Raw genomic sequence first — 665 nt, 5'->3', positions numbered from 1 at the left:
TGTTACTCACCCGTCCGCCGCTAACTTGAACAGAGCAAGCTCCGTCAAGTCCGCTCGACTTGCATGTATTAGGCACGCCGCCAGCGTTCGTCCTGAGCCAGGATCAAACTCTCCAAAAAGTGTTTGATTGCTCATTTGTTCCCATTAAAACACGGGGTGTTTTTAATGGAAGATAAAAATTTAAAACGTTGACGTTTTTATTGATTTTGTTCAGTTTTCAATGTTCAATGCGTCATTTGCGACTTTAATATCTTAACACTAAAAAAATAAAGTGTCAACAATATTTTTTGGTGGAGCCTAGCGGGATCGAACCGCTGACCTCCTGCGTGCAAAGCAGGCGCTCTCCCAGCTGAGCTAAGGCCCCATGATAAATGGCGCGCCCGAGAGGACTCGAACCTCTAACCGCTTGATTCGTAGTCAAGTACTCTATCCAATTGAGCTACGGGCGCAAATTATAAAGTTAAATTGGAGCGGAAGACGGGATTCGAACCCGCGACCCCCACCTTGGCAAGGTGATGTTCTACCACTGAACTACTTCCGCAAAAGTGCGGGTGAAGGGACTTGAACCCCCACGCCTTGCGGCGCCAGATCCTAAGTCTGGTGCGTCTGCCAATTCCGCCACACCCGCATATACATGGTGAGCCATGAAGGACTCGAACCTTCGA

General features: G+C 48.4%; 4 tRNA genes and 1 rRNA gene. All 5 read right to left on the bottom strand.

The window, feature by feature from the left end:
* A 16S ribosomal RNA gene (locus M3221_RS25525) occupies nt 1-119 on the bottom strand; the annotation flags it as partial.
* A 169-nt stretch (nt 120-288) separates the two neighbouring features.
* Nucleotides 289-364, bottom strand: a tRNA-Ala gene (locus M3221_RS25520).
* Nucleotides 365-372: 8 nt separating this feature from the next.
* Nucleotides 373-449: transfer RNA gene (locus M3221_RS25515), tRNA-Arg, on the bottom strand.
* Nucleotides 450-466: 17 nt separating this feature from the next.
* Nucleotides 467-541 (bottom strand) — tRNA-Gly (locus M3221_RS25510).
* Nucleotides 542-546: 5 nt separating this feature from the next.
* Nucleotides 547-628 (bottom strand) — tRNA-Leu (locus M3221_RS25505).
* Nucleotides 629-665: the final 37 nt, after the last annotated feature.

It is taken from the genome of Domibacillus indicus, assembly GCF_023715895.1.
In the GTDB taxonomy this organism is placed as follows: domain Bacteria; phylum Bacillota; class Bacilli; order Bacillales; family Domibacillaceae; genus Domibacillus; species Domibacillus indicus_A.
This window is presented reverse-complemented; position numbering and strand designations above follow the sequence as displayed.